We start from the raw sequence: 26,650 nt of genomic DNA, 5'->3' as shown, positions 1-26,650 counted from the left end.
GGCGAAGAAGGTCTCGGTGCGGACGTAGGCGACGGAGCTGGCCAGTATGGAATCGTCGACCGGTGCGGAGGCTCACCGCATCAGCTCGATGAGTCTCGCGCTCAAGTCGTAGGCGCCGAACTTGTAGGCGACGGCGTCGGCAGACCGGCATGCGGAGACGACGAGCGCGGCCACGTCAGGGTCGTGCTCGGGCGCGGCCCGGAACAGTTCTGCGAGCAGGCCTGGCAAATGCCTGGCGATCTGCACGTATTGGGAGGCGAGCCGCCATGTGACCGCTTCCGCGACTGCAGCGCGCAACTCGGGCAGAGGGCGCACAGGCCCGTCGTCAGGAAGGTCGTAGGCGGCGATGGCCGCCGAAAGAGCCGGGATCGCCGTCGCGATACGGGAGCTGGCTTGGGTGCGATCGGCCAGCAACAGCGAAGGGTTGATGCCCATCGCGGCGGCCAACGCTTCTACGATGCTGTCGCTCGCACCGCGAACGCCCCGCTCGACCTTCCTCAGCGTTCCCACATGGATGTTCGCCGCGTCGGCCAGCTGTCGCTGCGTGAAGCGGGCGACGCTCCGGTGGTAGGCGATGCGCCGGCCTATCCCGCCGTGGGGGGCTGAAGGCATGGAGGCTCCAGTGGGAGGATCTTCCCGCACTGTAGTGACCCGGTTACTGATCTGCCCAGAGATTCGAGCTACCCGGCGATGTCGGTGAGCTCAGTCAGGCTGGCGATGCGCCAGTCGGCGTTGGCAGAGATCGGGTCCTCTGCCCACAGGTGACCCCAGGGGCCGCGCCGTATGTGCGCGGCGCGCAGGCCTGCCGCTTTCGCTGGTGTGATGTCGTTGGCTGGGTGGTCGCCGACGTACACGATCCGCTCCGGTGAGGTCTCGGCGAACTCGATCAACCGGCTGAAGAACGCCGAGGACGGTTTTGCGACGCCCCACTCGCCGGAGGTGGCGATCGCATCCACTGGGAGGTCGAGCTCGCGTAGCAGCGTGGCGACGCGCAGCGTCTGATTTCCGGCGATCAGGACACGGTGCCCTGCCTCGCGCAGCGCGACGAGCGTCGGTCGGACATCGGAGTAGAGGTCGTCCTCTTGGATGTGCTCGCCCTGGCCTGCCGCCTCGCGGGCGGCGTACTCGGCGCCGAGGTCGATGCCGGGGCGCAGCAGGCGGATCGCGTCGGCATTGTCCCGGCCTTGGGCGACGACGGCCCCGACGAGGGCGGAGAGGGTGTGGCGGGGGATGTCGAGCCAGTCGGCCCACGAGGCCCAGTATCGGTCGTCGCGGACGATGGTCTCGCCGACATCGAAGGCGAAAGTCAGCATGGGGCGAGCCTACGGGGCGGCTCGCTGGTCCCCTGGCGCGGTTGGTGAGATACGCACGAGTCGATCCAACCGACAATGCGAACTGCATCAGCTTGATGCGGCGGATGGGCCGGCTAAGCGATGGCGGCAACAGGTGCAGGGAAGTCGCATTCGCTGATGCCGCGCCCACCGCCACTCCGCACAAGGCCGACCGGGACTCCGATCATTCGCCGCAGGGGCGGTGGAGCAGTTCAGCACATCGTGCTTTTGGGGGGCAGGGTCTGGTCGGTGAGGTAGCGGTTGATGTGGTCGCGGGCGCAGGGGTTGGAGCCGTAGAGGGTGTGGCCGGGGCCTTCGTGGCGGATGGTGGCGCTGCCGGGCACCTGGGAGACGACTCTGGTGACCGCGTCGGACTCGCCCCACGCGCCCGCGCCCAGCAGCGGCGGGAGGCCCTTCGGCAGGGGAGCGGGTGGGTTGGTGACCGGGGCCGGCCAGCCGAGGCAGGCGAGCATTCCGGTGGCCAGGGTGTTGGCGGCGCCCGCGTTGGGGGCGGCGCGGCGTAGGCGGGCTACGGTGGCGTTGAGGTCCGCGCGGGTGGTGGGGCGGGGCCAGTCGACGCACTCGGTGATGCCGGTGGACTGGTCGGGGTAGCGGTGACCGCGCTCGGGGACGAAGGCGGAGGCGTCGCCGCCGTGGGCCGCCCGGATCGCCTTGGCCAGCATGGGCCAGGCGGGCTTGCCCTGCTTGGCGGAGCTGACCGCGAAGGACTGCAGGTCGCGGCCGGTGTAGGCGACGCCGTCCTTGGCCTCGACGGGGGTGTGGTCGGCTCGGGCGATCAGGGAGCGCCACTTGCGTGGGACGTCGGGGCAGTCGCCGGCCTTGCACCAGGTGAAGAAGCGGGTCAGGGACTCCTCGTTGCTCTTGGCCATCTCCTCCAGTTCGCGGGTCCAGTCGGTGGAGCTGTGGCTCCAGGTGCCGTCGAGGACCATCGTGCGGACCTGGGCGGGGAACAGGCGGGCGTAGTCCTGGCCGTAGAAGCCGGCGTAGGAGGCGCCGTAGTAGTTGAGCTTGGCGCCGCCCAGGGCTTTGCGGATCGCCTCCATGTCGCGGGCTTGGTCGGCTGAGCTCATGTTGGCGAACAGCTCGGGGTCGCTCTGGCGGCAGTGCTCGGCGATGCCCCGGTTGGTGTCGGACAGACGGGCGAAGTCGGCGTCGTCCTCGGGGAACTCGGCGATCGGATAGCGCGACCAGAGGCAGGGCAGGCCGGTGCTGAGACCGCCGAACTGCTTGCCGTAGCCGCGGGTGTCCCAGGTGACGATGTCCATCCGCTCGCGCAGCTTGGCCCACCAGTCGGGGAAGCGCTGGGTCAGGCCGATGCCGGGGCCGCCCGGCCCGCCATAGGCCACCAGGGCCGCCCCCTGGGCAGTGCCGGTGGCCTTGAGGCGGCCCAGTTTGAGCGTGATCTTGCGGCCGTCAGGCTTACGCCAGTCGACCGGAACCTCAAGATCGGCGCACTGCATGCCGATCTTGTCGTCCGGGCAGGCGCTCCAGGTCAGGCCGTCGGCCTGCCGCACCTGGCCGAACGAGGCCTGACGCACCTGGTTGAGAGAGTCCTGCCGCACTCGATCGGCAGAGTGTTGCAAGACTTGGTCGGCGGAGTGCTGCCGGACTTGGTCGGCGGAGTGCTGCTGGGCTTGGTCGGTGGAGGGCAGTGTTTGGGGACCGCCCGAGCCGACGAGAGTCAGGGCGATCACGAGTGACTTCAGCATGCGGCGAGGATGCCGGAACCGGCACCCCGCCCACATCAACCCACGGTCTGGTCCCACAGCCGCCGAATCAGACCAGGGTCTGTCATCCCAGCACGTGCAGCGACCTCTTGAGGAACTCGACCTGGAGCAGCATCAGGTTCTCCGCCACGACCTCCTGCGGTGTCATGTGGGTGACGCCCGACAGCGGCAGCACGCTGTGCTGACGGCCCGCCGCGAGCAGCGCCGAGGACAGCCGCAGCGTGTGGGCGGCGACCACGTTGTCGTCGGCCAGCCCGTGGATGAGCAGCAGCGGCCGGTCCAGCTTGGCCGCGTCGCCGAACAGCGAGGAGTTGTCGTAGACGTCGGGCTGCTCGTCGGGGTGGCCCAGGTAGCGCTCGGTGTAGCACGTGTCGTACAGCCGCCAGTCGGTCACCGGAGCCCCCGCCACGGCCGCGTGGAACACCTCGGGCCGGCGCAGCACCGCCAGCGCCGCCAGGAAGCCGCCGAACGACCAGCCGCGGATCGCCACCTTCGTCAGGTCGAGATCGTCGGGATATTGCTCGGCCACCCCGTGCAGGGCGTCCACCTGGTCCTCCAGCGCGGGCGTGGCCAGGTCGCCGAGCACCGCCCGCTCGAAGTCGGGACCCCGGCCAGGGGTGCCGCGCCCGTCGGCCACGATCACGGCGAAGCCCTGCTCGGCGAACCACTGGCTCTCCAGATAGCCGCCGCGCCGGTTGAGTACGCGCTGCGCGTGCGGACCGCCGTACGGATCCATCAGGACCGGGAGGGGCCGGGAGCCGGGCTCGTGCCACGAGGGGAGCACCACGGCGGTGGACAGGTCGCGGCGGCCGGAACGGCCGAGCGAGACGCGCAGGTCGAGGCCGGGGCGCTCGGCGTAGGAGGGGATCGGGATCGCCATGCCGTCGCGGCGCACCACCGTGGTGGAGACGCCTTCGACGTCGAGGCTCTGCTCGCTCAGCACGCCCACGCCGCCGGCCATCCGCCCGGAGAACACGCCGGACCTGGTGGAGACCGGCAGCAGCGAGTGGCCGTCCCAGGTCCACAGCTGGATCTCGGTGGGGTCGCCGCTCGCGCTGAACAGCACGCTGTCGTGGTCGACGTCGAGCACGGCGCGCACCTGCAGCGTGGGCGGGGTGACGGCGCGGTCGCCGACGAACAGGCGGTGGCCGCCGCCGTCGGTGGCCACCCAGACCAGCGAGCCGTCGTCGAGGTGGGCGGGCACGCCGCCCACGATGTCCACCCAGGCCGGGTCGGTGTCCTCGCGCACCAACTCGGACCCCCCGGTCGCGGGATCCACGGTGAGCAGGCGCATCGTCTTCTGGTCGCGCGACAGCGTCACGATCGACAGCGCGTGGGCGTCCCAGGACGCGGCCGCGAGATATTCCTGTTCGTACGGCACCGCGACGCGGGACCCGTCCAGCCCCAGCACGAACAGCTCGGTGACGGCGTTGGGCGTGCCGGCCGCCGGATAGCGCTGGGCCACGGGCGGGCGGCCGGGGTTGGCCGGGTCGGCGATGTGCCAGGTCTGCACGGGGGTGTCGTCGGCCCGCTCGACCAGCAGCGCGTCGCTCGACGGCGACCACCAGTGGCCGCGCATCCGGTCCATCTCCTCGGCCGCGATGAACTCCGCCAGCCCGTAGGTGACCTCCGGGGACTCCGGCGCGGCCAGGGTCCGGTCCTCGCCGGAGGCCAGGTCGAGCACGTGCAGCGCGCCGCCGGTGACATAGGCGACACGTCGCCCGTCAGGGGAGATGCGCGGGTCGATGACCGCGCCGGCGGTCTCCAGCCGGCGCGTGCTCCCGTCGGGCAGCTCGGTGACGTGGAGGCCGCCGGACAGCGCGAAGGCCGCCCGGGTCACGGTGACGTCCGTCGAGTAGGCGACCACGCCGCCCGCCTGCTCACGGCTGCGCTCGCGCCGGGCGCGCTCCTCCGGCGGGAGGTCGCGGTCGTCGGCGTCGAGCGTGCGCGGGTCCACGACCAGCCGCTCGACGTGCGTCTCGGTGTCGAGCTCCCACAGGCAGGTGACCGGGTCGGTGCCGGAGCGGGTGCGCAGGAACAGCACCTTCCCGCCGTCGGGTGAGATCGTGAAGCCCCTGGGCACCCCGAGGGTGAAGCGGCGGGTCCGGGCGGACAGGCGCGGGAAGCTCTGACTCATGGGCCCAATCCTGCCAGCAACCAGGTGTTGGTTACGCTCGGGACCATGATTGACCGACGGCTGCTGCTCGTGCACGCCCACCCGGATGACGAGTCGATCGGCACCGGGGCGACCATGGCGCGCTACGTCACCGAAGGCGCCCACGTCACCCTCGTGACCTGCACGCTGGGCGAGGAGGGGGAGATCATCCCTCCGGAGCTCGCGCACCTGGCCGCCGACCGGGACGACACGCTCGGCCGGCACCGGATCGGGGAGCTGGCCGCGGCCTGCGCGGCGCTCGGGGTGGAGGACCACCGCCTGCTCGGCGGGCAGGGGCGCTGGCGCGACTCGGGGATGATGGGCGCCGCCTCCAACGACCGGCCCGAGGCGTTCTGGCAGGCCGACCTGGACGAGGCGGCCGGCGAGCTGGTCAAGGTGATCCGTGAGGTGCGGCCCCAGGTGCTGGTCACCTACGACGACAACGGCCACTACGGCCATCCCGACCACATCCAGGCGCACCGCGTCTCCTGGCGGGCGGCCGAGCTGGCCGCGGACGCGGGTTTCGGCGAGGGCGATCCGTGGCTGATCGCGAAGTTCTACTACACGGCCAGCGCCAGGTCCGTGATGCGCCGTACGAACGAGGCGCTCAGCGAGGCCGGCACCGGCTTCCTCGTCGAGAGCGTGGACGAGATGCCGTTCGGCAGCCCCGACGAGGTGATCACCACCGAGGTCGACGCGCGCCCGTGGATCGGCCACAAGGCGGCGGCCATGCGCGCGCACGCGACGCAGATCACCGTGCGGGAGCCGTGGTTCGCGCTGTCGAACGACATCGGCCAGGAGATCCTGGGCGTGGAGCACTTCGTCCTGGCCAGCGGGTCGCGCGGGCCGGCCGTGCCGGGGCCGCCGATGGAGGCGGGCGGGCTCGGTGAGCCGTACGACCGCGAGAACGATCTGTTCGCCGGCATCCACTAATCTCGTTCGACATGGAGCAACGCAGCCAGGCCGAGTCGGCCCTGGCAGGAGCCGCCTACGGCATGCTCTTCGTGCTGGGCGTCGTCATGGGCGTCGTGGGCGGGTTCACCCATGGCGGTGAGATGTGGCCGGTCGGCCCGGTCCCCGTCATGGCGATCATCTGGCTGCTCGCCCTGTTCGGCATCTGCCTGGGCGCGGGCAGGATGATGCGCTCGCGCCTCGGCGCGGGGGTGACCGCGGCGGGGTGGCTGCTGGTGTCGATGGCGTTCTCGTTCGAGCTGGGCGCTGGCGACCTGGTCATCTCAGGAACCACCGCCGGGTACGTCTACCTCTACGGAGGGATCTGTGCCCTGATCGCGGCCGTCGCGCTGTCGCCGTCGTCGGGGCGCTCGTGGTTGTTGCACGGGCACCCGGAGAGCGGCCAGTTATAGAAGCATAAAGTAACCTTTGTGCACCATGGATCTATAGAGCGGCACCTGGACCGGGAAACTTACCGTAAGGTCGTCGGCCGGTTCGCCACGGGCGTGGTGATCGTCACGACCCGTGTCGGCGACGTCGACCACGCCATGACGGTCAATTCGTTCACCTCCGTGTCGCTGGATCCCCTGCTCGTGCTCTTCTGCGCCGAGAAGGTGGCCCGTTTCCACGACGCCGTGCTGGAGTCGGGCGTGTGGGGGGTGTCGGTGCTGCCCGCCGCCATGCGGGACGCCTCGCAGTTCTTCGCGCACCGCGGGCGGCCGCTGAACGGGCAGCTCGCCCGCTGGCCGCACCATCGGGGCGGGTCGGGAGTGGCGCTCTTCGACGCCGCGCTGGCGACAGTGGAATGTGACACGCACGCGGTCTATCCGGGCGGGGACCATTCCATCATCGTGGGAGCCGTGACAGGTCTGGGCATGCCCGCCGAGGGGCCGCCGCTGATCTACCACGACGGTGCGTACAAGAACCTGTGAGGCGGCGAGCGTGAACAGGCGTCATCGGGTCCGGCGGGTGGTCAACTACGTCAATCTGGCCACCCCGCTCGGCTTGCTGCTCAGCGTGGTGGGCGGCGCCACCAGGCGGCCGGGGCCCGACGGGCTGGTGCTCGCCTGCGGTTACCGCTACCGCTTTCCCATCGCCGGCGCGTTCACGGTCGGCAACGTGGTGCTGACCAGGCGCGAGTCGCTCGACGATCGGCTGCTCGCGCACGAGGCCAGGCACGCGACCCAGTGGGCGTGCTGCGCGGGCCTGCCCATGCTGCCGCTCTACCTGCTGGCGATGCTGGCCTCGGTGCTGGTCTGCGGGGACCAGGCCTCGTACAATCCCTTCGAGCGGCTGGCGGACCTGGACGACGGCGGATACCCGCGCGCGCCCGTGCGATGGCGCAGACCCGCAGATGGCGCGGACACGTAGATCAAGCAGGCACGTAGATCAAGCAGACCCGCAGATCAAGCAGACCCGCAGATCGCGCAGACACGCAGGTGAGGGTCGCTCCGCGTGAGTGATCCACCGCGCGGGGCAGTGCATGTCCATGACGCAGCAGATCACTCAAGCTTCGCATCGGCCACAGAGTTACCGGGACCGGCTCACCGAATCCCTTCCGGAGTTCCGCGAGTTACTCAGCGTCATGTGGCACTCCACGTTCCCACCGGATCTGCGTGACGCCGGCCGCATCCCCGTCGCCGCCGGCTCCGCCCCGGTCCTCACGGGCGAGTCGGCGGTCGTCACGGGCGAGTCGGCGGTCACCTGGGTCGGCCATGCGACGTTCGTGCTGCGGATCGGCGGGCGCACGATCCTGACCGACCCCGTCTGGTCACGCCGGCTCCCCGGCGTGCGGTCCCGGCTGACCGCGCCGGGTGTCGCCTGGGAGGAGTTGCCGGAGATCGACGCGGTGGTGATCAGCCACAACCACTATGACCATCTGGACTGGCCGACCGTGCGCAGGCTGCCGAGGGACACGCCCGTCCTGGTGCCGGCGAACCTGGGGTCCTGGTTCACCCGGCGCGGCTTCACCGAGGTCATCGAATTGGACTGGTGGGAGTCCGCGGAGGTCGGCGGGGTGCGCTTCGACTTCGTGCCCGCCCATCATTGGAGCCGGCGCACGCTCTGGGACACCTGTAAGACCCTGTGGGGCGGCTGGGTGATCGACGGCTCGGTCTACTTCGCGGGTGACACCGGCTATGGCGAGCGGCTGGCCCAGATCGGTGAGCGGTACCCGGGACTGGATGTGGCACTGATGCCGATCGGCGCCTACCAGCCGCCGTGGGCCATGGAGCCGGCCCACGTCAATCCGGCTCAGGCGGTCCAGGGCTGCCTGGACGTGGGCGCGCGGCGGATGGCCACCATGCACTGGGGCACGTTCGTACTGTCGGGTGAGCCGCTGCTGGAGCCGCTGGAGTGGACGCGGTCGGAGTGGGCGGCGCGCGGTCTGCCGCGTGCGGACCTGTGGGATCTGGCGGTGGGGGAGACCCGCGCCTTCGCCGCCTGATATTTCCGGAAGTGATCTTACATTTCCAATTTGTTACGGCGTGAGGCATTGACGCGCCCCGCGCCGGGGGCTGATCATCTCAGCACGCGATGTCAACGTTGACATATGTCAACGTTGACACCCCTACCCCCCTGGTGAGAGGCGTAAATGCCCAATATTGCCGCCGCTCAGCAGAGAACCGCGTGACTCAGGAGAAAGCCCCATGCACAGGATCATGCGTCGCTTAGCGGCCCTGTTCGCGCTCGCCACCCTGGCCGCGCTGACCACCTCATCGCCCGGTCACGCGGGCGAGGTGGCCGACTATCCGGAGTTCCCCTACCAGCCCACCTCTTATGGCGAGCCGCAGCGCGGCCAGTTCCACTTCAGCTCGCAGGGCGGCTGGATGAACGACCCCAACGGCCTGCTCCACTACAAGGGCACCTATCACTTCTTCTACCAGCACAACCCGCACGGCCTGGAGTGGGACACCATGCACTGGGGCCATGCCACCAGCCCCGACCTGGTGCACTGGACGCAGAAGCCCATCGCCCTGGAGCCGGGAGTGCATCCCGGTGACCTCTTCTCCGGAGCGGGCGTCGTCGACCACGCCAACACCTCCGGGCTGCGCTCCGGCGACGAGGCCCCGTTCGTGGTCTTCTCCGGCACCAACGGCGTCACGGTCTTCTACAGCACCGACGCCGGCCGTACCTTCAAGTCCTACGACAACGGCCGCAAGGTCGTCACGATGCCGGGCACCAGCCGCGACCCCAAGGTGCTGTGGCACGCGGCCACCAAGCGGTGGGTGATGCTGGTCTGGTCCGACGAGGGCGGCAACGGGGTCAACTTCTACACCTCGCCGAACCTGCTCGACTGGACCTTCCAGAGCAGGTACAAGGCGGACTGGTTCTTCGAGTGCCCGGACCTGTTCGCGCTGCCGGTGGACGGCGACAAGCGCAGGATGAAGTGGGTGCTCACCGACGCGAGCGCCGAGTACGTCGTCGGCGAGTTCGACGGCAGGACGTTCACCACCGACTGGACGCGGCCGCAGCGGATGGACGCCGGCCGCACCACCGTCGGCGGCTCCTTCTACGCCGCGCAGGTCTTCAACGACATGCCCGACGGCCGGGTGGTGCAGATGGCCTGGATGGGGGAGAACCGGGGCGCCACCTGGACGGGCAACGCGAGCTTCCCCGCCGTGCTCGGCCTGCGCGGCACCGCCGAGGGCCCGCGCGTCACCCGCACGCCCGTCGAGGAGATCGAGAAGCTGCGCGACGGCGGCTTCTCGCTGCGCAACGAGTCGCTGCGGCCGGAGACGGCCGGGCGGCTGCTCCGCGACCAGTCCCTCGACACCTACGAGGTGGAGGCCGAGTTCGATCTCAAGGGCGCCGGCGCCACCCGGTTCGGGCTGAGGCTCGACGTGCGGCCGAACGGGGTCGCGGGCAAGGAGGTCCTGTACGACACCAAGGCGCGCACGCTGATGGGCGCCTCCCTGGAGCCGGTGCGCGACCGGGTCAAAATGCGGCTGCTTGTGGACCGGGCGCAGCTGGAGGTGTTCGGCAACGACGGGCGGCTCTCCGTCACCGAAGGCGTCACCTTCGACCCCCGGCCCGACAGCCGAGGCGTGCAGCTGTACACCGACGGCCGGGTCAAACTGGTCTCACTCAAGATCCATGAGCTGGACTCCACCTGGGGCCTGGGCGAGCCGACCCTGACCCACAACCTGCCGGGCCAGTGGCGGACGGCAGGCGGCTCGTGGACCGACGTCGCGGGCGGCAAGCAGGCCGTGGCGGGCGGGGACGCCTTCTATCTCAGCGATCACACCGGGGCCGACTTCACCTACGAAGGGGACGTGCGGCTGGTCTCGGGCGTGGCCGCCGCGCTGACCTTCCGGGCCGACCCCCTGGCGAGGCAGCACTACACCGTGAACATCGACAGCAAGGCGGGCGTGGTGAAGCTGTGGCGGCCGGGCCGTGACATCGCCACCTACAAGACGCAGGTCACCCTTGGCCAGACGTATCACCTCAAGGTGGTGGCCAAGGGGGACACCTTCAAGGTGTACCTCGGCGACGGCACGGCACCGGTCATCGAGGCGACCGACGGCGAGTTCGCCAGCGGCCACTTCGGGCTCAACGTCTACAACGGCACCGCGCAGTACCAGAACATCCGGCTGAGCTGACCGTGCGGGGCCCGGAGCCGACTCCGGGCCCCGCAAGATCAGGGCGTCAGGCGCAGGATGTGCGTGGCGGCCTTCTTGACCGAGTCCGTATTCGAGTACATCGGCAGCAGGTCGCCTCTGGCCCAGCGCGGCGCCTGGTCCCAGTAGTTGGCGTGGAAGGCGTGGCCGGAGGCGCCCGTCAGGTTGATCCACTGTGACTTGTCCAGGTCGGCCAGGTCCACGATCATCCGCATGGAGGGCACCGTGGTGATCGAGTAATCCTTCCGGACGTCCCAGCCGGTGGCGTTGACCGCGTCCTTGCCGCCCGGCACCGACAGCGGGCCCCGGTTGAACAGCGCCTCGATCGGCGCGATCCCCGACGTGCCGAGGGAGCCGTTGGTGAGGGTGAGCCGGTGCAGATCGCCCCACCGCCACGCCTTGACGTCCGTGCCCAGCAGGCCGGACACCTCCTGGTAGGCCGAGGCCATGGCCTGGCGCAGGACGTCGTCGCGGCCCTCGGTCCGCCCCTCGGTCGTGACGTCGTCCCAGAAGGGGTCGTCCGGGGTGTCGAGCAGCCGCCCGACCACCTCGTACCAGCGGTCGCCGCCGCTCGGCCAGGCGCGTTCGGGCAGGTCGTCGTGGAAGGTCAGCCGCAGCAGGTGCCGCCAGATCGCGTTGAAGTACGCCGCCGGAGCCGAGTCGATCCCCTGGGAGCCGTCCCAGCCGTCGAGCAGCCGCCTGGCCCCGGTGCTCGGGCCCGCCAGGTCCACCGCCATCAGCGCCGGGACCAGCTTGGCCGCGAAGCCGTTGTGGGTGTCCTGCTGGATCCGTGACATGGTGGCGGCGTCCACCTTGCCCTTGCCGATCTCCTCCCGCAGCCGGTCCAGGATGCGCTGGGAGCGGTAGCCGTACGCCCAGTCCTTCGTCAGCAGCGGCTCGTAGCGCCGGGGGTCGATGACGGCGTTGTTGGCGGTGACGAGGAAGCCCTCCGCCGGGTTGCGCACCGACGGGAGTTGGTCGTACGGGATGGGGGCGGTCTTCCAGTCGTACTCGCCCGTCCAGCCGGGGACGGGCACGGTGCCGTCCCCCTTGGTCCGTACGGGGATGCGGCCGGGAGCCTGATAGCCGATGGTGCCGGTGACGTCGGCGTAGACGAGGTTCTGGGCCGGCACCTCGAACAGGGCGGCGGCGGCCCGGAACTCGTGCCAGTCGCCGGCCTCGTTCAGCGCGAAGATCGCGTCGGCCGTCCTGCCGGGCATCAGCGCCGTCCAGGACAGGGCCACGGCGTTCGCCTCGCCGGTCTTGTCGAGACCCTCCTGGACGCCGCCTATCACGCCGTTGACCAGCGGCCCGTGCCGCGTGCCGCGCACGGTGAGCAGGACGGTCTTGCCGCCCGCCACCTTGATGTGCTCCTCCCGGGTCTCCAGCTTGACCTGTTCGCCCTGGTAGAGGTAGCTGTCGCCGTCCACCTGCTCCAGGAACAGGTCCGCCACGTCGGGGCCCAGGTTGGTGAACCCCCAGGCGATCTCGTCGGTGTGGCCGATGATCACGCCGGGGACGCCCGAGAAGGAGAAGCCGGTCACGTCGAACGCGCACGTCTCGGTCAGCTTCCGGCAGTGCAGCCCGACCTGGTACCACACGGACGGCATCGACGCGGACAGGTGCGGGTCGTTGGCCAGCAGCGGCCTGCCGCTGGCCGTGTGCTCGCCCGCCACCACCCACGAGTTGGAGCCGAGGCCGTCACGGTCCACGCCGCCCATGGTGCTGGGCACCGCGGCGAGCGTCGCGGCGGCCTGGGTGATCACGCGCGCGCCCGCGCGGGACTCGTCCTTCTTCTTGCGCCGGCTCGGCTCGGCTTCCTGGTCGAAGCGCTCCTGTGCGATCGCGCCCCGCGTGACGATCGGGTCGTGCTGGTCGTACGGATAGTCGGGGTAGAGCTGCGCCACCCGCTCGGCCGGCAACTCGGTGCGGGCCAGCGCGCGATCGATCTCGGTGCCGAGGTTGGAGCGCAGGTCCCAGGCCATGGCCTTGAGCCAGGACAGGGAGTCGAGCGCGGTCCAGGGCTCCGGTTTGTAGCCGCCGTTGGTCACCTGGAGCACGGAGTACTCGAAGCTGCGGTCGGAGGCGTTGGGGTTGGCCGCCAGCCAGGCGTTGACGCCCTTGGCGTAGGCGTCGAGGTAGCGCTTGGTGGCGTCGGTCAGGTCGGGTAACTCCTGCTCGGCGACCCGGCGCCAGCCCATCGTCCTGATGGCCTTGTCATTGTCGAGCGTGGTCCGGCCGAACAGCTCCGACAGCCGCCCGGCGGTCAGGTGCCGCCGGAAGTCCATTTCCCAGAACCGGTCCTGCGCGTGCACGAAGGCCTGGGCCATGAACAGGTCTTCGGAGGTGTCAGCGTAGATGTGCGGAATTCCCGCTTTATCACGATAAATCTCTACATTCCCGGATAAACCGGGGAGCCGCAGGCTGCCCTCCATCTGAGGGAACGACTGTCTGACCGTATAGGCGACCACCGCGGAGAGTATGAGCATCAGCGCCAGGAGGACAGTCAGAATCCGCAGGAACCAGCGCAATGGCCAAGGCATCCATGCATACGGCCGCATCCTCATGAATACCTCCAACTTCCCAGGCTGGCCCTAATTCTGACAGCCCTCGATCACTCCTCCTGCCGCCGTCACAGCCGGTCCGGGCCCCGGTACGGCACGGAATCTCGCAACCCCGTTGCAACCCAAGATCTGCCTATCGTGCGTACGGCGCGTATCCGTCCACACCCCCGCACCAGGACGGCGCCACCGGGCGGACGGCCCCTGCCATGCCGTCCGCCCACCCTCAACGAACGAAGATCGACCCACTATAAATGATCATGGACCGTACGCGGGTCAGATCCAGGTCTGCCCCTCCGGGGCGTCCGTGATCCGGACCCCGAGCGCGGTCAGCTCGGCGCGCAGGCGGTCGGCGGCGGGCCAGTCCTGGGCCTCCTGCGCGCGGGACCGCTGCTGAAGCAGCTCGGCCGCGCCGGGCGGAAGCGCCGCCGGCGCCTTGCCGATCTCGATGGACAGGTCGAGGCCGAAGATCTGGTCGAGATGCAGGAACGACTCGAACTTGGCGCCCGGCGCCACGGTCTCGTCGCCTTCGAGGTCGAGCAGGACGCGCAGCGCGGCCGGGGTGTCGAGGTCGTCGTCGAAGGCGGCCTCGACGCGCTCCACGTAGGAGGTGGCCATCGGGGCGCTCGGCGACTCCGACCACGCGGCGACGCGGGAGCGCCAGCGGCGCAAGGTCTGATCGGCGGCGCGCAGGACGTCCCAGGTGAGGTTCATCTGGTGGCGGTAGCGGTGCTCCAGCAGCGCCAGCCGCACGGCCAGCGGGTCGAGCCCGGCGTCGGCCACGTCGGAGAGCCGTACGAGGTTGCCGGTGGACTTGGCCATCTTGCGGCCGTCGAAGATCAGGTGCTCACCGTGCACCCAGTGCTCGACGACCTCGTGCCCGGCCGCCGCGTCGGACTCGGCGCGCTCGTTCTCGTGGTGCGGGAAGCGCAGGTCGGCGCCGCCGGTGTGCAGGTCGATGCGCTCGCCGAGGAAGGTCAGCGCCATGGCGGAGCACTCGACGTGCCAGCCGGGAAAGCCGCGCCCCCACGGGGTGTCCCAGGTCAGCTCGCCCTCGGCGGGCCGCCACAGCGCCCAGTCGGCGTGGAAGCGCTTGCGCGGATCGGCGGTCACGAGGCCGTGCGCGGGCTTCAGCGTGTCCAGCCGGTTGCCGGAGATCTCCCCGTAGCCGGGGAAGGACCGGGCGGCGAAGAAGACCGCGCCGTCCGGGGTGGTGTAGGCGTGCTCCCGCTCGATCAGCTTGGCGATGAGCCCGACCATCTCGCCGATCGTCTCGCTGGCCCGCGGGGTGTGCTCGGCCGGCCGCAGGTTGAGCGCCGCGCTGTCGGCCTTGAAGGCGGCCTCGTAGTCGCGGGCCAGCTCGGCGGTCGAGCGGCCCTCGGCCCGCGCCCCCAGGTGGACCTTGTCCTCGCCGCTCTCGGCGAGGTGGCCCACGTCGGTGATGTTCTGGCAGACGACCACCCGCACCCGCTGCCGCTCCAGGACTCTGCGGATCAGGTCGGACAGCAGATAGGAGCGCAGATTACCGACATGCGCGCGCCGGTGAACCGTGGGACCGCAGGTGTACATGCGCAGGGCGCGAGCGGGCTTGATGGACTCGACCTGCCTGGCGCGCGTGTCGTGAATCCGCAGCATATGACGAGACTATCCGGAGTCACCCGCCCAGGTAGCCGAGGATGTCCCGGTCGCCGCGTTCGCGCAGCCGGGCGAAGACCTCCTCGCGGGTGGCGCTCTCCGGCAGCCCGATGCGGGCGCCGATGAGCCGCAGCCCTTCCGCCTCCGACGTCACCGGGGCGGTGTAACCGATGAGGTAGAGCGCCCGGTTCAGCGGCGGCATGCCGGTGGGAGCGCCCGGAAGGAAGCGGGTCAGCAGCTCGCCGCCGTCCGACACGGTGAGGAAGACGTGGTCCCCCTCGCCGGCCTTGAAGTCGGCCAGCACGTTGCGGATGGAGCCCATCGTCGGCTGGTTGTGCCAGCTGATCACCACGTCGCCGGACGGCGTCGCGGCGGTGAGCTGCCCGCCGGGGGCCATCCCGAGGTAGGCGGCGAAGCCGGTCGGCAGCGGCGAGCCCGAGCCGCGCAGGTGCTCGGCGTTGACGTCCACCCGGTGCCACCAGCGCCCGTCGCGGCTGCGGAAACTGCGCCGGGTCTCCGGCACGTCCTTGCGCGGCTGGTACGGCTCGGCCTCGCCGGTGGGTGAGGTGCCCGCCACGCGGATCCACCCGCGCTGGGTCCGCTCGAACCCGGGCCCGCCGGAGTAGGCGCGCACCGAGCTCTCGCTGACGTCGTAGCGCGAGGTGAGGCTGGTCACGATGGTGCTGACCGAGGCCTCGCCGCCGGCCCGCTCGATCTCCCTGGCGATCATCTCCCTGATGCCCAGGTACTCGTCGCCGCCCCAGCGGGTCAGGCCGTACTTGTTGCGGTCGACGCGGCGGAAGCGATCGTCGGCGGTGAGCTGGTTGCGGATGCCGACCAGGCTGTAGTCCTCGCCGATCCGCTCCTGGATCTCCTCCGGCGCCATCGGCCGCTTGGCCACGGCCAGCACGGCCTCGGCCTTCTCGTTGATGCTGCGCGGCCACGGCACCACGTGCTGGTCCAGCACCCGGAGCTGGGGCACGGCCAGGATCCACCGCTCGGCCACGTCCTCGCGGACGCCGAGCTGGGCGACCATGCTCACGGCCTCGGCCAGCGGGCGCGGCCCGTCGGCGAACAGCTGGCGGGTCTTCTCCCGCAGCTCGTCGGCGCCGCCCGCGACCAGCCAGCCGTCGGCCTGCTCGTAGCCGGTCAGCAGGGTGCGCACGAACCTCCAGGCGGGGATGCCCAGCGCGCGCAGGTCGCCGCGGTGCCAGGGCACGGCCGCCGCGAGGTCGTCGGCGGGCACCGCGGAGCCGAGCCTGCCGCGCAGCCAGGTGACGTGCGCGACGAGCGCGACCGCCTCGGGGCCGCCCAGCCAGGCTTCGACGTGGTCGCGCAGGTCCCGCTCGATCTGCCTGATGCGCTCCCTGGTCACCGAGAAGCGCTGTGCCAGCTCGTCGAGCGTGACCCGGTTGACCGCGTACAGCCGGTCCCTGGCGATGGCCCGCTGCCGCTCGTCCATGGCGGCGAACACGGCGTCGATCACCTCGGGCAGCGGCCTGTCCGGCCGGGCCGGCACGGGGACGGCCGCGGCGGCCGGCTCCAGCAGCCGGTCGAGCACGCCGCCGAACAGCTTCTGCACCACGTCCTTGCCGAGCATCTCCGGCGTCCGCTCGGATTCGGCGGGGTCGGAGAAGCGCAGCAGCGGCAGGATGTCGCCCAGCAGCAGGTGTCCCCAGTGGGCCACGGCGAGGTCGGCCAGCCGCCCCGCCACGGTCTGCGTTCCGACGATGGCGCACACGCGGTCAAGCGGGATCGCCTGCCACCACGCCTCGGGCAGCTGCGGCTCGTCCGCGATCGGCGCTATCTGGCCAGGCGAGGTCCAACGCAGGGGTGGCGCGATGTCGCTCAGACTGAGGTTCATTGGGGTCCAACCGGCAATGGGTAGATATCCGCAGTTCAGACTATGTGATCAGAAGGACAAAAATGGGCTTCCTCTCCCTGAATGGGATATATAGAGCATCGAACGGGCCCGCGTACAGGCCACGAACAGCATGCTTCGCTCACGCTGCAGCGCCCGCGCGCGGGCGCCGGGGTCATCGGGAGGCTGCTCCGGCACGACCCCCTCGGACACCCCGATCAGCGCCACCCGGTCGAACTCCAGCCCCTTGAGATTCTGGAACGTCGACACCCGCACCGGCGCGTCGCCCAGCACCCGCCGGGCCTCGCGCACCAGCCGGTGGTCCCGCGCGGCCACGGCGATCCGATCCGCGGGCACGCCCTCCTCCAGCCAGCCGGCGACGGTGATCGCCAGCCCGGCCAGCTCCGCGTCGAGCGTCTCGTACGCCCGCACGACCGGCCGCTCCCCGCCGTGCGCGCCACGGAAGCCGAACATCGCCGACATGCCCTTGACCAGCCCGTCGGCCGGCCCGCCCCCGCGCACCCTGACCGCGAACGTGACCAGCTCCCGCGACAGCCGGTGCGAAAGCTTGAGCGTGTGCCCCACCGTCGGGATGCCCACCGAGCTGAGCGCCACATGCGTGTCGGTGACCCGCTGGTGCGGGTCACCGACGATGAACAGGTCGTCGTACGTGCGCGGCACCGCCGCCCGCAGCAGCCGCCACTGCGCCGGGCTGACGTCCTGCGCCTCGTCCACCACTATGTGACGGTACGGTTTGCGCCCCGGTTCCACGTCGTCGAGCAGGTCGCCCGTCGTCCTCGACAGCAGCATGAGCGCCTCGTCGACGATCTCGTCCATGCTCCGCGCGCCCGGCCCGACCAGCGCCGGCCGCCTGCCCTCCGACTGGGCCACGATCCGCATCGCCAAACGTTCGGGATTGTCCACCTCGACCCGCTTGCGCACCACGTCGTCGGGAATGAGCCGGTCCAGCCTGGACGACAGGTCCTCGGCCAGCCCCTGCGAGAACGTCACCAGCAGCACCGGCCCCCGGCCGCGCGCGGCCAGATGCGCGGCCCTGTGCAGCGCCACGAGCGTCTTACCGGTCCCCGCGCCGCCGATCACCAGCACGGGATGGTCGTACCGCGCGGCCTTGGCCAGCCGGTGCTGCGGCGGATGCAGGAACGTGCACCAGCCGGGCGCCGTCAGCACCTGCTCCAGCTCGACCTTGTCGGCGGTGAACACCGCCCGGTCCGGGCTGCGCAGCAGCGCCGCGTGCAGATCGTCGGGATCGACCGGCTCCCCGCCCTCCCCGGCGGCTCCCTCAGTGCCGCCGTCGACGGCCCGGCACGCGTCCAGCTCCCGCCACGCCTCCGCGAGGGTGCCACCCCTGGCCAGCACCGCGAGCGGCAGATGCTGCGTCGGTGGCAGCAGCGGCGCGAGCGCCTCCACGTCGGCCTCGGTGGTGATGAGCCGCACCAGCGGCAGCGCGCGCACGTCGATGCCGAGCGCCATCAGGTCGCTGTCGCAGATCGGCTCGAACAGCCGGGAGCCGCCCGCCGACCGGCGCAGCGCGGGCTCCACCCGCTCCAGCGCCTCGGCGTCCCACTCCTCGACCACGCCGATCACCGCGTTGATCCCGTACCGATGCCTGGTCGCGTACGCCCAGGCCTCCGGCTCGGGCAGTGCGGTGATCAGCCAGTAGACGTCCTTCTGGCGCACCACCACGCCGCGCAGGCCCTCGGCCAGCCGCAGCGTCGCCACCCGCGCGTCCCTGCCGCCCCTGACCCGCTCCGGGTGCGGGGCGCCGGCCACGTTCAGCAGGAACCGCCGCAGCGCGACCACGGCGTCCCTGCGCACCGGCGGGGCCAGTGCGCTGAGCTCCCTCGGGAACGCGGGGCCGATCGCGAGCCGCGGCACGGCTCTCAGTCCAGGAGGGCGAGCAGGTCGCGGTCCCCGCGCTCGCGGAGCCTGGTGAGCAGGTCAGGCAGGCCCACCGGGCCGGTCATGCCGATCCTCGTGGCGATCACCCTGGCGGCCTGGTCCCGGGTCCCGCCCGGCGCCGTGTAGCCGACCAGGCGCAGCGCCTTGGTGATGTGCTCGGCGCCCTGCGCGGCCACCGGCAGGTGCCTGGCCCGCAGCACGCCCTCGTCCGACAGCGTGAGGAACAGGTGGCCGCCCTCCTTGGCCCCGACGTCGGCGAGCAGCCGCTCGATCGTCTCCAGCACCGGTCTGCCGTGCCAGGTCATGGTCAGCTCGCCGGCGGCGCTCCTGACCGTCCTGCTCTCCCCGGGCGACAGCCCCAGGTAGGCGGCGAATCCGGTCGGCAGCGCGCACTCGCTCCCGGACAGCTGCTCGGCGGTCACGTCGATGCGCAGCCACCACCGCCCGTCCGGCTGGCGGAAGCACCGCCTGGTCTGCGAGACGTCCTTCAACGGCTGGTACGGCTTGCCGGCCTGCTCGCCCGAGGACCCGTTGCCGTCGCCCGGCACGGCCACGGCCGGCGCGAACGCCTGGAACTGGGACGGCACGGGATCCGGCGGCACGAACCCCGGCGGCAGCGAGGCCGCCTGGGGCATCGGCTGTCCGGGCATCGGGCCCAGCGGCAGCGGCGCGGCCGGGGCGAAGACGGATGGCGCCGCGCCCTCGTCCGACTCGAACGACTCCTGTGGCGGGACGTGCGGCCCCGGCGGCAGGGTCGCCAGCACGAACTGCCAGGCCGGCACCTCCAGCGCGCGGATCTCCTGGCCGTGCCAGGCCGCGGCGCTGATCAGCCGCTCCTTGGGCGCGGTCGTGCCGATCGTCTTGCGTAGCTCGTCCAGATGCGCCCGGTAGGGAGCGGCTTCGTCGCTGGCCAGCCAGTTGTCCAGCTTGGCCCACAGCCGCACCTCGGTGGCGGAGATCTCGGCGGGGGGTACGGCGAACAGCTTGGCGAGCTGGTCCACCGCGGACGGCTGGTCGGTGAAGACCCGGTTCTGCGCCACGGCCCAGCTCTTGTCGTCAAGCCCGGCGAACGCGGCCTCGATGAGCCCGGGCAACTCCTCCACCTCGCCGTCCGGCTCGGGATCCTGCCCGTCCTGAGATGCGGCGTCCTGAGATGCGGCGTCCTGAGATGCGGCGTCCGGCACCGGCGTCAGCGCGGCGGCTTCGGCACTGCCATCGGCATCCGACTCGGCGTCGGCACCCGACTCGGCGTCGGACTCGGATGCGGCATCGGCATCCGATTCGGCATCCGACTCGGACGCGGCATCGGACTCAGCGCCGGCTTCGTCGATCGGCTCGTCGCGGGCGTCGAGCTCGGCCGGACCGGCATTCTGCCCGGCCCCGAGCGCCGCCGGCTCCGCCTCCTCGGGGGCCTGCTCGGCGTGCTGCGCGGCCTGCGGCTCCTCCTCGGACTCCTCGTCCAGGGTGTCCTCGCCGCGCTCGTCAGGCGTCGCCTGAGCCTCTTGCGCGTGCGCCTCATGCGCGCGCGCGACGGCAGCTGCGGACTCGGAGAGCACCACCGCCGGCTCGGGGGCGACGGCCTCAGACCCGGCGGCCTCCGGCTCGGCGGCCTCAGACCCGGCGGCCTCCGGCTCGGCGGCCTCAGACCTGGCCGCCTTCGGCTCGGCGGCCTCAGACTTAGCCGCCTCAGGGTCGGCGGCCGTGGGCTCGGCGATCTCGTGGTCGGGGGTGGCCGCTGCGGGCTCGGCCGGCTTCGCCTCGGCGGCGACGGCCGCGGCTTCGGCCGGCGAGGCCTGCGCGACGGCCTTCTCGGGCGCGAGGGCCTTCTCGGGTGGGGCGGGCGGCTCGGGGTGGCGCGGCGCGGGGTGGGCGGTCGTGGGGGCGAGCCGTACCAGCGCCGCCGAGAACAGCGCGTTCAGCACCGGACGGGCGTGCACGAACGGCTGGTCGACCAGCTCCCGGCTGGTCAGCGCCAGCAGGCCGGCCCACGAGCCCGCGCGGTCGAGCGCGATGGCCACGTGCGGATCGTCCGCCTCGTCGGGATCCAGCAGATGCAACGCCGGCAGCACGTCGCCCACGGCGGCGGCGGGCCAGTGCTCGAGCGCGATCTCGGTGAGCAGCCCGCCGAGCGCCTCAGGCCCGATGGCCGCCAGCACGCGCGGCATGGGCAGGCTCCGCCACCAGCCGTCCGGCAGGTCGGGCTGCCCGGTGAGCAGCGTGATCGTGGACGCGTCGCTCCACCTCAACGGTGGTACGAGGTCGCTCAGGCAGAAGTTCATCCCGTTCCGTTCACCAGCCCCTCACGCCGCCGTTTCGTCGCGGGCTCTTCACCGTCGAGTAGCGATGCCATCATCTCGCGCCTACGAACAGACCATAGTCCGGCAAAACAGCCCTACGCATCATGCACTACGCATCAGCGTCGAACGGCAGCGAACCGCAGACGCACGTAGTCGGCCATCCAGCCCGTCTCCCTGCGCAGCGCCGGCGCGGCCAACTCGTTCACCCGCTGGAGCAGGGGCTCGACAAGATCCGGCGGCAGCCCTTCGAGAGCCGAGGCGGCGAACACCCGCACCCAGTCGGCGGCCCCTCCAGGGCACTCGTCGAGCGGGGTGGGCCGGTCGAAGTACTCCAGCAGCCGCACCAGGAAACCCTCCCGCTCCAGCAGGCGGGCGTAGTCGGCGGGCGTGGGGAAATACCAGGGCAGCTCGGGCTCGCGCAGGCCGTACTCCCGCCAGGCGGTGAGCATGGCGGTGGTCAGCTCGGCGCAGTTGCCCGCCCCGCCCATCTCCGCGACGAAGCGGCCGCCCGGCACGAGCGCCTCGCGCACGCTGCCGACGACCGCCGCGGGGTCGCGGCTCATCCAGTGCAGCGCCGCGTTGGAGAAAGCCGCGTCGTACGGCCGGGCCACGGTGAAGTCGTGCCCGTCGCCGACGATGAAGTTGATGCCGGGATACTGCGCCAGAGCCTTCTCGATCATCCCGGCGGAGCCGTCGATGCCGAGCACCTCCGCGCCACGGAAGGCGATCTGCGCGGTCAGCACGCCGGTGCCGCACCCGAGGTCGAGCACGCGTTCGCCGGGCTGCGGGTCGAGCAGGTCGACCAGCGGCGCGCCCTGCGTGGACACGTAGCCGAAGCTGCTGTCGTAGGCGCGACTGTTCCACCGCTCCAAGCTCGGTGTGTCATATCGCAAGACGGATCAGCTCTCATTCATCAGACATCGGGCCCCCGTGGCCGTGCTGTCGATTTCACTTTAGAGCCAGATTGTCTCTGCGACATATCAAGTCACTTCGGTATCACCCCACGTTTCGCGCCCACTCCTTCTTCAGGTAGGACTTACCCGCGTCGGTCTGCGGGATCGTCAGCAGCACGGGAGGCCCGGGGGCGACGGGCAGTTTGGCCGCCTGCTCGGTGTCGAGGGTGCCGCGCATGAGCATGGCCTCGGCGCGCGCCGGCCGGGCGTACCCCTTCTGGAGCAGGTTCTGGCCCTCGTCGGAGAAGAGGAACTCCTGCCAGAGCCGGGCGGCGGCCGGATGCGGCGCGGTCTTGCTGATCGCCTGTACGTGGTAGGAGCCGAGCGGCGCCTCGCGGGGGATCGTCACCTTCCAGGAGCCGGCGTCCTGGGCGCTGCGGGCGGCGTTGAGATGGTCCCAGCTGACGATCGTGTTGGCGTGGGCGGGATCGGTCAGCTGCCCCGCCTTCTTCAGCCTGCTGAACAGCTCCACCCCGCGTCGCGGCTGCGGGACCCCGCTGCGCAGGGAGGCGGCCATCACGCCCTTGAAGGCCGCCGCCGAGCGCAGCGGGTCGCCGTCCAGCGCGACCTTGTAGCCGGGCTTGGCGAGATCGGCGAAGGAGGCGGGCGCGGGCACGGCGCGGGGGTCGTACCCGATGGACATGTAGCCGCCGTAGGCGGCGTACCAGGCGCCGGCGGCGTCCTTGATGTGGTCCGGCAGGTCCTGCCAGCCCTGGACCTTGTACCGGGCGAACTTGCCCGCGCCGGACACCGCCACGTCCAGGGTCAGATCGAACACGTCCGGCTTGAGCTGAGCGGCGGCGTCGAGCGAGCGGCTGCTGCTCGCCTGGGGCTCCAGCTCCTTGACCTCGATGTCGTACGTGTCGGCGAAGGTGTCGATGATCTCGCCGTAGTTCACCCAGTCACGGGGCAGCGCGACCACGGTCAGCGCGCCCTCCTGCTTGGCGGCCTGGGCGAGCCGCTCCATGGTCCCGAACCCCTCCTTCATGGAGGCGGCCTTGACGTTGACGGGCTTACCGGGCTGGGCCGGCGTCGCGGGCGACGCGCCGCATCCGGCGCTGACGAGGATGGCAGTTACGGCTGCGCAGGTACGTACGGTCACACAACGAATACTTACCGCTACGGCCGCCCAGGTCGAGGAGGCGCGGCCGGAACCACCCGTCCGGCCACCAGCGACTCCTCGGAGATCTCCGCGACCGTGCCGTCCCGCCTGCGGATCCGCAGCACGCCGCCGTCCCACGATTCGAGCGTCCCGACGACGTCGCTGAAGCCTCCGGGCACCCGTCTGCGCGTGGTGATCCGGGCTCCCACGTCGGCGGCTGAGATAGTGATCACTAGGCGAGCGGCCACGAGTTTGCCACCCTCCGTTCCAGCCAGTTGGTGAGCACGGCAATACTAGGGCGTAGCAAACCGCGGTCAGAGTCATGCCATGGTGCGGAGAAGAAGGAGCTCGAGGTGACCTACGTCATCGCGCAGCCTTGCGTGGACGTCCTGGACAAGGCGTGCATCGAGGAGTGCCCCGTCGATTGCATCTACGAGGGCGAGCGCATGCTTTACATCCACCCCGACGAGTGCGTGGACTGCGGCGCGTGTGAGCCTGTGTGCCCGGTCGAGGCGATTTTCTACGAGGACGACCTTCCCGAGCAGTGGAAGGACTTCTACAAGGCCAACGTGGACTTCTTCGAGGACCTGGGTTCTCCCGGAGGTGCCTCGAAGGTCGGCAAGATCGAGAAGGACCACCCGGTCGTGGCGGTCCTGCCGCCGCAGGCCGCCGAGGCGTAGGCGGACGCCTCACGTCGCGGCTCACCCGCGGGCCACGCGCCCGCGGGTCGGCCTCTCACCCCCGGACGGGGGCAGCGCCACCGTGTCGTGCGGGTCGTTCGCCTGCGCGCACTACGACCCGCGGCGCGCCGACCGATGACCCTGGAGAACCATGAAGAAACTGCCTGACTTCCCCTGGGATCGGCTGGAGCCGTACAAGGAACGCGCCCGCGCCCACCCGGACGGGATCGTGGACCTGTCGGTCGGCACCCCCGTCGACCCGGTGCCCGAGCTCCTCCAGGACGCGCTGGTGGAGGCGGCCAACAGCCCCGGCTACCCGCTCACGCACGGCACCAAGGCGCTGCGCGAGGCGGCCGCCGGGTGGCTGCGCCGCAGGCAGGGCGTCATCGTCGAGCAGCAGGACGTGCTGCCGGTGATCGGCTCCAAGGAGTTCGTCGCCTGGCTGCCCAGCTATCTCGGCGCCAAGCGGGTGGTCTTCCCCGAGCTGGCCTATCCCACCTACGACGTGGGCGCCCGACTGGCCGGAGCCGCCGCCACGGCCGCCGACGGCCTGCTCGCGCTCGGCCCGCAGCACGTGGACCTGGTCTGGGTCAACTCACCCGGCAACCCCACCGGCAAGGTGCTGCCCGCCGAGCACCTGCGCAAGGTCGTCGCCTGGGCGCGCGAGCGCGGCGCGGTGGTCGCCTCCGACGAGTGCTACATCGAGCTCGGCTGGGAAGAGCGGCCCATCTCGATCCTGCACCCCGACGTCTGCGAGGGGTCGCACGACAACCTGCTGGCGCTGCACTCGCTGTCCAAGCGCTCCAACCTGGCCGGCTACCGCGCCGGGTTCGTGACCGGCGACCCCGTCCTGGTCAAGCGGCTGCTGGAGATCCGTAAGCACGCCGGCATGCTCATGCCAGGCCCGGTGCAGGCCGCGATGACGGCGGCGCTCGGCGACGACCGGCACGCCGACGAGCAGCGCGAGGTCTACGCCGCCCGCCGCGCCGCCCTGCGGCCCGTGCTCGAACGGGCCGGCTGGCGCATCGACCATTCGACCGCGGGCCTGTATCTCTGGGCGTCCGACGGCCGGAGCGCGTGGGACCAGGTGAGCCGGCTCGCCGAGCTCGGCATTCTGGTCGCCCCCGGTGAGTTCTACGGACCGGCAGGTGAGCGGCACATCCGGGTCGCGCTGACGGCCACCGACGAACGCGTCGGTGCGGCAGTGCGCCGCCTCCAGTAGTATCGCCCCTCAAGCGCTCTCCATCGGGGAGGTCGGAGGTCGCTTGCAGGACAAATAGATAACGGGCGTTAGCCCAGGCTAACCGCGAGTGGAGCGAGCCGAACGATGAGCATGACCTCCATGGTCGTTCTCGGGCTGAGCGTCGCCACCGTCCTCCTCCTCTTGGGGGCCTTCCTGGCCACCTTGCGACAGGACAGGAAGGGCCGCACACCCGAGCAGCCAATGCAGGTCGTTCCCGCCGAGCCCCCGTTGGCCGCGCCGGTCAGCATGCCGGGGCGGGCCGGTGCCGACTACGTCGACCCGCGCACCATCAAGGTGGGCGACAAGATCGGCGTGCACGGGTCGCCGGCCCGGGTGCTCGGCGCCAAGCACGTCTCCTGGCAGGGGCAGGACTGGGTCGAGTACCGGCTGCGCGACAGCGTCCGCCGGATCCAGTGGCTGTCGGTGGAGCTGCGCGGGGGCATGACCCCCGGCGAGCCGACCCACCTCGAGGTGCTGCTGTGGACCGACGTGCCCACCGAGGGCATGATCCCGGCGCGCAGCATGCTGATCATGGAGGGCGTCGAGTTCTTCCCGCTGGAGCGGGGCACCGCCGCGTTCCGGTCCGAGGGCAGCACCGGCGTGCCCGACAGGGGCCTGCTCGACTTCGCCGACTACCGCGCCGGCGACGGGCGGCTGCTGTCCTTCGAACGCATCCAGGGCGCCTCGTGGACTGCCAGTTACGCCCAGCCGCTGGCGCCCGGCTCGATCACCATCGTCAGCCGCGCCTCCTGACCCGTCAGGCCAGCTCGACCTTCCTGGCGCCCGCCTTGCCGCCCTGCTGCCACTCCGTCAGGCGCATGTCGTTGGACCACGTGGCGCCGCTGTAGGTGACCCGGCGCAGGTCGTACTTCTGCGCGTGGGCCACCGACCAGGCGGCGACCAGCCAGCCGCGCCGCGCGCTGGTGATGGACGTGCTGCCGAGCGCCCGGGTGAGCTGACGGCGGGCCTCGCCCGCCCGGGGGCGCGGCGTGGCGCTCTGCCCGGCCTCCGGCGGATACCAGCAGTGCAGGGCCTTGGGCACGCGCCCGGTGAACGCCTGCGCGAGGAGCTTGGCCTCCTCCTCGTGCGGCGCGTAGGCCTCACCGGCGGCCGAGCGCTGCACCGCCTGGGCGGCCTCGGCCAGCGGCATCTTGCGGTAGCCCTTGACCTTGACCAGCGCGGCGAAGAACCTGTTGGTGGCGTAGACGGGGTCCATGATCTGCTTCTTCTTCCCCCAGCCCTGGGACTCGCGCTGCTGGAAGATGCCGACCGAGTCGCGGTCGCCGTACTCGACGTTGTAGAGCTTCGACTCCTGCAGCGCCGTCGCGTAGGCGATCACCACGGCGCGCTCCGGCAGCTTGCGCCGGGCCGCGACCGCCGCGATGGTGGCCGAGACCTGCGCCTGCTCGATGTCCAGGTCCCGGTCGCCCAGGGGGGTGCGCACGGTGCAGTAGGCCTCGGGCACGACCATCGGGTCGGCGCGCTTGAGCAGTTGGTAGAGGCCGAAGGTGATCCCCACCGCGAGGACCACGACGACCACCGCGATGGTGATGACTCCTCGGGAGAAGCGCAGGTGCACGCTGAGAAACCTACC

22 protein-coding genes are annotated in these 26,650 nt (G+C 71.0%); 9 read left to right on the top strand and 13 right to left on the bottom strand.

What is annotated here, in order from left to right; genetic code table 11:
* Window positions 1–72: 72 nt before the first annotated feature.
* From OHA68_RS05575 to OHA68_RS05560, 4 genes are all read right to left on the bottom strand, one after another.
* Window positions 73–612, bottom strand: coding sequence for a helix-turn-helix domain-containing protein (locus tag OHA68_RS05575; protein WP_327106630.1), 540 nt, complete (start codon window positions 610–612; stop codon window positions 73–75).
* Between the two features lie 68 nt (window positions 613–680).
* A complete protein-coding gene (locus tag OHA68_RS05570; RefSeq protein WP_327106629.1) occupies window positions 681–1,313 on the bottom strand; it encodes an HAD family hydrolase in 633 nt (210 codons plus the stop codon).
* 230 nt (window positions 1,314–1,543) lie between these two features.
* Complete coding sequence (locus tag OHA68_RS05565; RefSeq protein ID WP_327106628.1) at window positions 1,544–3,061, bottom strand: alpha/beta fold hydrolase; 1,518 nt, start codon at window positions 3,059–3,061, stop codon at window positions 1,544–1,546.
* Between the two features lie 82 nt (window positions 3,062–3,143).
* On the bottom strand, window positions 3,144–5,216 hold the full coding sequence (locus tag OHA68_RS05560) for a S9 family peptidase (RefSeq protein ID WP_327106627.1): 2,073 nt from the start codon (window positions 5,214–5,216) through the stop codon (window positions 3,144–3,146).
* A gap of 45 nt (window positions 5,217–5,261) precedes the next feature.
* Here OHA68_RS05560 and mshB point away from each other — a divergent pair, with 45 nt between their 5' ends.
* From mshB to OHA68_RS05530, 6 genes are all read left to right on the top strand, one after another.
* A complete protein-coding gene (gene mshB / locus OHA68_RS05555; protein ID WP_327106626.1) occupies window positions 5,262–6,167 on the top strand; it encodes an N-acetyl-1-D-myo-inositol-2-amino-2-deoxy-alpha-D-glucopyranoside deacetylase in 906 nt (301 codons plus the stop codon).
* A gap of 11 nt (window positions 6,168–6,178) precedes the next feature.
* On the top strand, window positions 6,179–6,598 hold the full coding sequence (locus OHA68_RS05550; RefSeq protein WP_189141837.1) for a DUF6113 family protein: 420 nt from the start codon (window positions 6,179–6,181) through the stop codon (window positions 6,596–6,598).
* Window positions 6,599–6,616: 18 nt separating this feature from the next.
* Complete coding sequence (locus tag OHA68_RS05545; RefSeq protein ID WP_327106625.1) at window positions 6,617–7,117, top strand: flavin reductase family protein; 501 nt, start codon at window positions 6,617–6,619, stop codon at window positions 7,115–7,117.
* Window positions 7,118–7,127: 10 nt separating this feature from the next.
* A complete protein-coding gene (locus tag OHA68_RS05540) occupies window positions 7,128–7,556 on the top strand; it encodes a hypothetical protein (RefSeq protein WP_327106624.1) in 429 nt (142 codons plus the stop codon).
* Window positions 7,557–7,770: 214 nt separating this feature from the next.
* Window positions 7,771–8,631: an MBL fold metallo-hydrolase gene (locus tag OHA68_RS05535; protein WP_327106623.1), complete on the top strand. Its 861-nt coding sequence runs from the start codon at window positions 7,771–7,773 to the stop codon at window positions 8,629–8,631.
* A 214-nt stretch (window positions 8,632–8,845) separates the two neighbouring features.
* Complete coding sequence (locus OHA68_RS05530; RefSeq protein ID WP_327106622.1) at window positions 8,846–10,786, top strand: glycoside hydrolase family 32 protein; 1,941 nt, start codon at window positions 8,846–8,848, stop codon at window positions 10,784–10,786.
* A 38-nt stretch (window positions 10,787–10,824) separates the two neighbouring features.
* On the opposite strand, the gene OHA68_RS05525 is transcribed toward OHA68_RS05530, so the two are convergent.
* The 8 genes from OHA68_RS05525 to OHA68_RS05490 form a co-directional block, all read right to left on the bottom strand.
* Entirely contained in the window at window positions 10,825–13,371 is a 2,547-nt protein-coding gene (locus OHA68_RS05525; protein WP_456094122.1) for a penicillin acylase family protein, read from the bottom strand.
* Between the two features lie 270 nt (window positions 13,372–13,641).
* Window positions 13,642–15,000: a cysteine--tRNA ligase gene (gene cysS / locus OHA68_RS05520; RefSeq protein ID WP_327106620.1), complete on the bottom strand. Its 1,359-nt coding sequence runs from the start codon at window positions 14,998–15,000 to the stop codon at window positions 13,642–13,644.
* A 19-nt stretch (window positions 15,001–15,019) separates the two neighbouring features.
* On the bottom strand, window positions 15,020–16,864 hold the full coding sequence (locus OHA68_RS05515) for a sigma factor-like helix-turn-helix DNA-binding protein (protein WP_327106619.1): 1,845 nt from the start codon (window positions 16,862–16,864) through the stop codon (window positions 15,020–15,022).
* A 48-nt stretch (window positions 16,865–16,912) separates the two neighbouring features.
* Window positions 16,913–18,757, bottom strand: coding sequence for a UvrD-helicase domain-containing protein (locus OHA68_RS05510; RefSeq protein ID WP_327106618.1), 1,845 nt, complete (start codon window positions 18,755–18,757; stop codon window positions 16,913–16,915).
* Between the two features lie 5 nt (window positions 18,758–18,762).
* The gene (locus tag OHA68_RS05505) at window positions 18,763–21,060 is read right to left on the bottom strand and encodes a hypothetical protein (RefSeq protein WP_327106617.1); all 2,298 of its coding nucleotides are present in this window, start codon (window positions 21,058–21,060) and stop codon (window positions 18,763–18,765) included.
* A gap of 134 nt (window positions 21,061–21,194) precedes the next feature.
* Window positions 21,195–21,971: a class I SAM-dependent methyltransferase gene (locus tag OHA68_RS05500; RefSeq protein ID WP_189141828.1), complete on the bottom strand. Its 777-nt coding sequence runs from the start codon at window positions 21,969–21,971 to the stop codon at window positions 21,195–21,197.
* A 103-nt stretch (window positions 21,972–22,074) separates the two neighbouring features.
* Complete coding sequence (locus OHA68_RS05495; RefSeq protein ID WP_327106616.1) at window positions 22,075–23,133, bottom strand: ABC transporter substrate-binding protein; 1,059 nt, start codon at window positions 23,131–23,133, stop codon at window positions 22,075–22,077.
* Between the two features lie 17 nt (window positions 23,134–23,150).
* Complete coding sequence (locus tag OHA68_RS05490; RefSeq protein WP_327106615.1) at window positions 23,151–23,366, bottom strand: putative acetyltransferase; 216 nt, start codon at window positions 23,364–23,366, stop codon at window positions 23,151–23,153.
* A 120-nt stretch (window positions 23,367–23,486) separates the two neighbouring features.
* Here OHA68_RS05490 and fdxA point away from each other — a divergent pair, with 120 nt between their 5' ends.
* The 3 genes from fdxA to OHA68_RS05475 all read left to right on the top strand — a co-directional run bounded on the left by fdxA (window position 23,487) and on the right by OHA68_RS05475 (window position 25,809).
* Window positions 23,487–23,813: a ferredoxin gene (gene fdxA / locus OHA68_RS05485; RefSeq protein WP_189141826.1), complete on the top strand. Its 327-nt coding sequence runs from the start codon at window positions 23,487–23,489 to the stop codon at window positions 23,811–23,813.
* A 151-nt stretch (window positions 23,814–23,964) separates the two neighbouring features.
* A complete protein-coding gene (gene dapC, locus OHA68_RS05480) occupies window positions 23,965–25,035 on the top strand; it encodes a succinyldiaminopimelate transaminase (RefSeq protein WP_327106614.1) in 1,071 nt (356 codons plus the stop codon).
* Between the two features lie 105 nt (window positions 25,036–25,140).
* The gene (locus tag OHA68_RS05475) at window positions 25,141–25,809 is read left to right on the top strand and encodes a DUF4178 domain-containing protein (protein WP_327106613.1); all 669 of its coding nucleotides are present in this window, start codon (window positions 25,141–25,143) and stop codon (window positions 25,807–25,809) included.
* 4 nt (window positions 25,810–25,813) lie between these two features.
* On the opposite strand, the gene OHA68_RS05470 is transcribed toward OHA68_RS05475, so the two are convergent.
* Entirely contained in the window at window positions 25,814–26,635 is an 822-nt protein-coding gene (locus OHA68_RS05470; RefSeq protein WP_327106612.1) for a hypothetical protein, read from the bottom strand.
* Between the last annotated feature and the right edge of the window lie 15 nt (window positions 26,636–26,650).

This window comes from Nonomuraea glycinis (assembly GCF_035920485.1).
In the GTDB taxonomy this organism is placed as follows: Bacteria; Actinomycetota; Actinomycetes; order Streptosporangiales; family Streptosporangiaceae; genus Nonomuraea; species Nonomuraea glycinis.
The sequence above is the reverse complement of the archived record's forward strand: the minus strand, read 5'-3'. Positions and strand labels throughout refer to the sequence as shown.

What these genes read in the sequence shown, in the direction of transcription:
- OHA68_RS05560 (WP_327106627.1), bottom strand. Translation starts at nt 5,216, where the DNA reads ATGAGTCAGAGCTTCCCGCGCCTGTCCGCCCGGACCCGCCGCTTCACC.
- OHA68_RS05570 (WP_327106629.1), bottom strand. Translation starts at nt 1,313, where the DNA reads ATGCTGACTTTCGCCTTCGATGTCGGCGAGACCATCGTCCGCGACGAC.
- OHA68_RS05475 (WP_327106613.1), top strand. Translation starts at nt 25,141, where the DNA reads ATGAGCATGACCTCCATGGTCGTTCTCGGGCTGAGCGTCGCCACCGTC.
- OHA68_RS05505 (WP_327106617.1), bottom strand. Translation starts at nt 21,060, where the DNA reads ATGAACTTCTGCCTGAGCGACCTCGTACCACCGTTGAGGTGGAGCGAC.
- OHA68_RS05535 (WP_327106623.1), top strand. Translation starts at nt 7,771, where the DNA reads ATGTGGCACTCCACGTTCCCACCGGATCTGCGTGACGCCGGCCGCATC.
- mshB (WP_327106626.1), top strand. Translation starts at nt 5,262, where the DNA reads ATGATTGACCGACGGCTGCTGCTCGTGCACGCCCACCCGGATGACGAG.
- OHA68_RS05515 (WP_327106619.1), bottom strand. Translation starts at nt 16,864, where the DNA reads ATGAACCTCAGTCTGAGCGACATCGCGCCACCCCTGCGTTGGACCTCG.
- cysS (WP_327106620.1), bottom strand. Translation starts at nt 15,000, where the DNA reads ATGCTGCGGATTCACGACACGCGCGCCAGGCAGGTCGAGTCCATCAAG.
- OHA68_RS05550 (WP_189141837.1), top strand. Translation starts at nt 6,179, where the DNA reads ATGGAGCAACGCAGCCAGGCCGAGTCGGCCCTGGCAGGAGCCGCCTAC.
- OHA68_RS05565 (WP_327106628.1), bottom strand. Translation starts at nt 3,061, where the DNA reads ATGCTGAAGTCACTCGTGATCGCCCTGACTCTCGTCGGCTCGGGCGGT.
- OHA68_RS05530 (WP_327106622.1), top strand. Translation starts at nt 8,846, where the DNA reads ATGCGTCGCTTAGCGGCCCTGTTCGCGCTCGCCACCCTGGCCGCGCTG.
- OHA68_RS05575 (WP_327106630.1), bottom strand. Translation starts at nt 612, where the DNA reads ATGCCTTCAGCCCCCCACGGCGGGATAGGCCGGCGCATCGCCTACCAC.
- dapC (WP_327106614.1), top strand. Translation starts at nt 23,965, where the DNA reads ATGAAGAAACTGCCTGACTTCCCCTGGGATCGGCTGGAGCCGTACAAG.
- OHA68_RS05525 (WP_456094122.1), bottom strand. Translation starts at nt 13,371, where the DNA reads ATGAGGATGCGGCCGTATGCATGGATGCCTTGGCCATTGCGCTGGTTC.